At 74.8% G+C, this 4745-nt stretch carries 3 protein-coding genes and 1 pseudogene; 2 read left to right on the forward strand and 2 right to left on the reverse strand.

Translation table 11 applies throughout. The features are described from left to right. Positions 1–204: 204 nt before the first annotated feature. Positions 205–1578 (reverse strand): CBM96 family carbohydrate-binding protein, encoded by a 1374-nt coding sequence (locus HUW36_RS25810; protein WP_174530529.1) that lies wholly within the window; start codon positions 1576–1578, stop codon positions 205–207. A 226-nt stretch (positions 1579–1804) separates the two neighbouring features. Between HUW36_RS25810 and HUW36_RS25815 the strand changes: the two genes are divergently transcribed. Both HUW36_RS25815 and HUW36_RS25820 read left to right on the forward strand, forming a co-directional pair. Beyond that, positions 1805–3076 carry an MFS transporter gene (locus HUW36_RS25815; RefSeq protein ID WP_174530530.1) on the forward strand — a complete coding sequence of 424 codons (1272 nt, stop codon included), beginning with the start codon at positions 1805–1807 and terminating at the stop codon, positions 3074–3076. After that, positions 3073–4047 carry a TolB family protein gene (locus HUW36_RS25820; protein WP_174530531.1) on the forward strand — a complete coding sequence of 325 codons (975 nt, stop codon included), beginning with the start codon at positions 3073–3075 and terminating at the stop codon, positions 4045–4047. Before HUW36_RS25815 ends, HUW36_RS25820 begins: the two co-directional genes overlap by 4 nt. Here HUW36_RS25820 and HUW36_RS25825 read toward each other — a convergent pair. After that, positions 3933–4745 (reverse strand): annotated as a pseudogene (locus HUW36_RS25825) (hypothetical protein); the annotation flags it as partial. The gene HUW36_RS25820 and the pseudogene HUW36_RS25825 sit on opposite strands and share 115 nt — an antisense overlap.

Genomic DNA, 4745 nt, shown 5'->3' on the forward strand with positions numbered 1-4745 from the left:
CGCCGCGTCGTCCGCGCCGACGACCTCGCCGCCGCCGGTCTCGCCGTCGTCGGGCACCAGCCGCCCGGCGGCGGCCAGCCCGATCGGTGCGTACCTGGGGTCGGTCATCTCGTCCTCCTCACCGGTGCTCCTGACTCTGCGGTACCCCGGGACGGGAGGTGGCACACCGCCCCGGCCGGGACCGCCCGGCCGGGGCGGTGTGCGTCAGTGACAGCTGCCGGTGCCGCTGTCGCTGTACGTCTGGCCGGCCACCGGCACGAACTGCCAGTCGTAGGTGGTGGCGTGCAGGGTGAACTTCAGGACGCCGTACGCGCTGCTGTTGCGGGCCTCGCTGTTGGGCTGGATGGTGCCGAAGCCGTAGTGGCTGGCACCGCCCATCCCGGCGACGAAGCTGCGCAGACCTCGGGAGGCGTCGTAGCCGCCGTTGGCGTTCATCGGCGCGAACCGTTCGTACACGTGGTTGTGACCCCACACCACGACGTCCGCGTCGTAGTCGTAGAGCGCCTGGTAGAGCGGGCGGGTGCCGGTCGACGGCGCGTGGTTGGAGCTGGACGTGTAGAGCGGGTGGTGCCAGTAGGCGAGCGTGCACGGCTTGGTGCTGGCGGCCAGGTCCGACCGCAGCCACTGCTCCTGCGCCGACCCGGCGGACATGCTGATGTTGGAGTTCAGCGACACCACGTGCCAGTTGCCCAGGTCGTACGAGTAGTAGCCGCGCCCGGACGGCCCGGCCTGGCTGCCGAAGTAGCTGTAGTAGCCGCTCGCGCCGGAGGTGTTGTAGTCGTGGTTGCCCGGCGACGGGCGGGTACGGGCCCTGTGCCGGCCCCAGGTGGGGTCGTAGTAGTTGCTGAACTCCGACGCGGTGCCGCTGTCGTAGACGTTGTCGCCGGTGGTGAACACGGTGCCGGAGATGCCGTCGAGCAGCGCCGCGGTGGCGCTGTCGCCGGAGCCGGAGTTGCTGATGTCACCGGCGCCGACCAGCACCGGGTCACCGGACGGCGGGGTGCTGCCGGTGGTGACCACCAGTTGCGGGGCGTTGCCGCCGCTCTCCCGGGAGCTGTAGTAGGCGCCGTCGCTGCTGGTGGAGGTGGCCCCGAAGCTGAACGTGCCGTTGCCGGTGACCGCCGCGGTGACGTCGACCTCGTACCAGCTGCCGGCGCCGACCGACCCGATCGAGCCCAGGGTGGCGCCGTCGATCGCCGGCTGGTTGTTCCAGGTGGTGCCGGTCTCCGACCAGGAGGTGCTGGACATCGCCCGCACGGTGCCGCCGACGCTGCTGCCGTTGTTGCCGCTGATCGTGCGCAGCCTCAGCTTGGCGTTGGTGACCGTGCCGCCGACTCCGCTGACGGCGAACCGCAGGAACGTCCGGCGGACCGGGGAGTTGTCCACCACGATCTGGGTGGAGCTGCCGTAATTGGTGCCGGCCGCGTCGCTCTGCACGTACGTGTCGGCGACCGGGGTGAACGTGACGCTCGCGGCCGACGCGGCGCCCGGTCCGGTGAGGACGGCGGCGGTGCCGGCGGCGACCAGCAGCACGGCCGCGCCCAGCGCGACCGGCGGCCGGGGGAGTCGAATGCCCATCCAGGGCCCCTTCCGTGGGGGTGATGACAGCCCACGGAATGTAGGAAGGTCGATGGACCGGCGGTTGACGGCCGGGTGAACGGCGCGTCCGGACGGGGAAACTCCTCGATGTTTCCGGATCGTTCGCCGGCCGCACGCCTGGCCGGCACCGACCGTCCGTTGTGGCGCCGGATCCCCGCCCGCACGATGGCTGCTCGTCCCGTCGTCGACCCGGAGGGGGCCGTCCGTGTACCTGTCGACCGTGTCCCGGCCGGCGACCGATGCGCCCGCCGGGGGCCGGCCGCGCCGCCGCCTGGCCGGGGTCGGCGGCACCGTGCTCGCCCTCGGCACGGTCAGCCTGATCACCGACGTGTCCGCCGAGATGGTCACCGCGGTGCTGCCGCTGTACCTGGTGCTCGGGCTCAACCTCAGTCCGCTTGCGTTCGGCGTGCTCGACGGCGTGTACACCGGCGCCACCGCCGTGCTGCGGGTGGTCGGCGGTTTCGTGGCCGACCGGTTCCGGCGGCGCAAGCTCGTCGCCGGGGCCGGGTACGCGCTCTCCGCCGTGGCCAAGCTCGGGCTGCTGCTCGCCGGCCGGTCGGTGCCGGCGATCGGCGCGGTGATCGCGGTGGACCGGCTCGGCAAGGGCATCCGCACGGCACCCCGCGACGCGTTGATCACGCTGGCCACCCCGCCCGACGCGCTGGGCCGGGCGTTCGGCGTGCACCGGGCCATGGACGGCGTCGGGGCGTTCCTCGGTCCGCTCGTCGCGTTCGCGGTCCTGCTCGCCGTCGGGCCCGACTACGACGCGGTCTTCGTCGCCAGCTTCTGCGTGGCCGCGCTGGCCGTCGTCGTGCTCGTGCTCTTCGTGCGGGAACGGCCGGCGCCGGTCGGGGCCGCCGGCGGGGCGGACGAGCGGCGGGTCACCGTGCGCGAGGCGGCCGGCCTGCTGCGCGACCGTCCGGCCCGCCGCCTGGTGCTGGCCGCCGCGCTGCTCGGGCTCGCCACCATCGGCGACGGCTTCGTCTACCTGCTGCTGCAACGACGCGAGGACGTCGGCCTGCGCTGGTTCCCGCTGCTCGCGGTCGGGACCAGCCTGGCGTACCTGCTGCTCGCCGGCCCGCTCGGCGCGCTGGCCGACCGGATCGGCCGGCTGCCCGTGGTGGTCGGCGGCTACGGCGCGCTCTTCGGGACGTACCTGCTGCTCGCCGGCCCGGTGCACGGCTGGCCGCTGCTCGTGCTCACGCTCGCGCTCTACGGCCTGTTCTACGCCGCCACCGACGGCGTGCTGATCGCGCTCGCCGGCCCGGTGCTGCCGGCCCGGGTCCGCACCACGGGCATCGCGCTCGTGCAGACCGGCCAGGCGCTGGCGTACCTGCTCTCCTCGGTCCTGTTCGGTCTGGCCTGGCAGGTCTGGGGCCCGCGCGCGGCCGTCGCCGTCGCGGCCCTGGCCGTCGCCGTCGCGCTGCTGGTCAGCGTGTTCCTGCTCGCCCCGCTGACCCGGAGGTCGTCCCGATGACGTCGACGCGCGCGAAACTCGTCACCCTGGCCGCCTCGGTGGTCGTCCTGGGCACGCTGGCCGCCGGGTACGCCGTCGTGTCGGCGCGGAGCGCCCCGGCGCCCGCCTCGGCCGCCGACCGCGCGGTCACGCTCCGTCCCGGGCCACGGCTGCTCGCCGTCACCGACCGGCACGTCTCCACCGCCGCGCTGGCCGACCCCACCGGCCCGCGCGCCGTCGCCGACCGGGAGTGCCTTCGGGTGTACGCCGCCGCCGGCACCGGCGTCTGCCTGGCCCCGAGCAGCGCGTGGTCGTACCAGGTGGTGGTGCTCGACGCGGAGCTGCGCCCGACCCGCCGGCTGGACGTGCCGGGGCTGCCCAACCGGGCCCGGGTGTCGGCGTCGGGCCGGATGGTCTCGTGGACCACGTTCGTCGGCGGGGACTCCTACACCAGCAGCGGGTTCTCCACCCGCACCGGCTTCCTCGACACCCGCACCGGTGCCGCCGTCACCACGTTGGAGGACTTCGCGATCCGCCGCGACGGCCGGCCCTACCGCAGCCCCGACGTCAACGTCTGGGGCGTCACGTTCGCCGGCGACGACAACACGTTCTACGCCACCCTGTCCACCGCCGGGAAGCGCTGGCTGGTCCGGGGCGACGCCGCCGCCCGGACCGTGACGACGGTACGGGAGAACGTCGAGTGCCCGTCGCTGTCGCCGGACGGCACCCGGATCGCGTTCAAGGAGGCGGTCGACGCCGACCCGGCGAAGGGCTGGCGGCTGTCCGTGCTCGACCTGCGCACCATGCGGGTGACCGCCACCGCCGAGCGGGCCAGCGTGGACGACCAGGCCGCCTGGCTGGACGGGACGACACTTGCCTACACGCTGCGCCAGGACGACGGCCGACCGGACGTCTGGTCGGTGCCGGCCGACGGCTCCGGCGCGCCCCGGATGCTGCTGCCCGGCGCGGAGTCGCCGTCCCCGCTGACCTGACGGCCGACCGACAGCAGCAGCCCGGCCGCGGCCAGGACCACCCCGGCGCCGGCCGCGTACCCGGGCAGCCCGGTCGGCACGCCCAGGTAGACGGTGATGCCGAGGATCCGGGACAACCCCCAGGGCAGCAGCGCCATCTGGTCGTTCCACACGGTCAGCGCGCGTTCCGCGCCGACGGACGCGACCAGCCCGGCGAGCACCGCCAGCGGCACCCCGGCGGCGGTGAGCGTCCGCCCGACGGCGCGGCGGCGGGTCAGCCCGTACCTGTCGCGCAGCACCACGGCGGTCGCCACGAACAGCCAGCAGAACGCCGCCACCGCCACGGTCAGGTAGACCGCGCGGCGGGCCGGCGCGGTCCAGAACACGAACCAGTAGCGGCCCGGCCCGCGCCCGGCCAGCACCGCCAGCAGCAGGGCGCTGCGCAGCACCGCCACCCCGCCGAGCACCGCCCACAGGTGGAAGGGGTCCCGCCGGCCCACCACCAGCCGGGCGACGAGCGCGAACAGCGCCCACCCGCCGAGCGTGACCAGCAGGTGCGCGGGCGCGGCGAACCAGGTGAACGCCAGCCGGCTCGCCACCAGCACCACCGCCGGCACCAGCCAGACCAGCACCCGGTCCAGCCGGGACGCCGGTGCCGGCAGCGCGGCCAACCGCCACGGGCGCAACGCGCCGAGCAGCAGGGCCCGGGCCGCCGCGCC

Origin of the sequence: Micromonospora maritima (genome assembly GCF_902825405.1) — a bacterium.
GTDB classification, from domain to species: Bacteria; Actinomycetota; Actinomycetes; order Mycobacteriales; family Micromonosporaceae; genus Micromonospora; species Micromonospora maritima.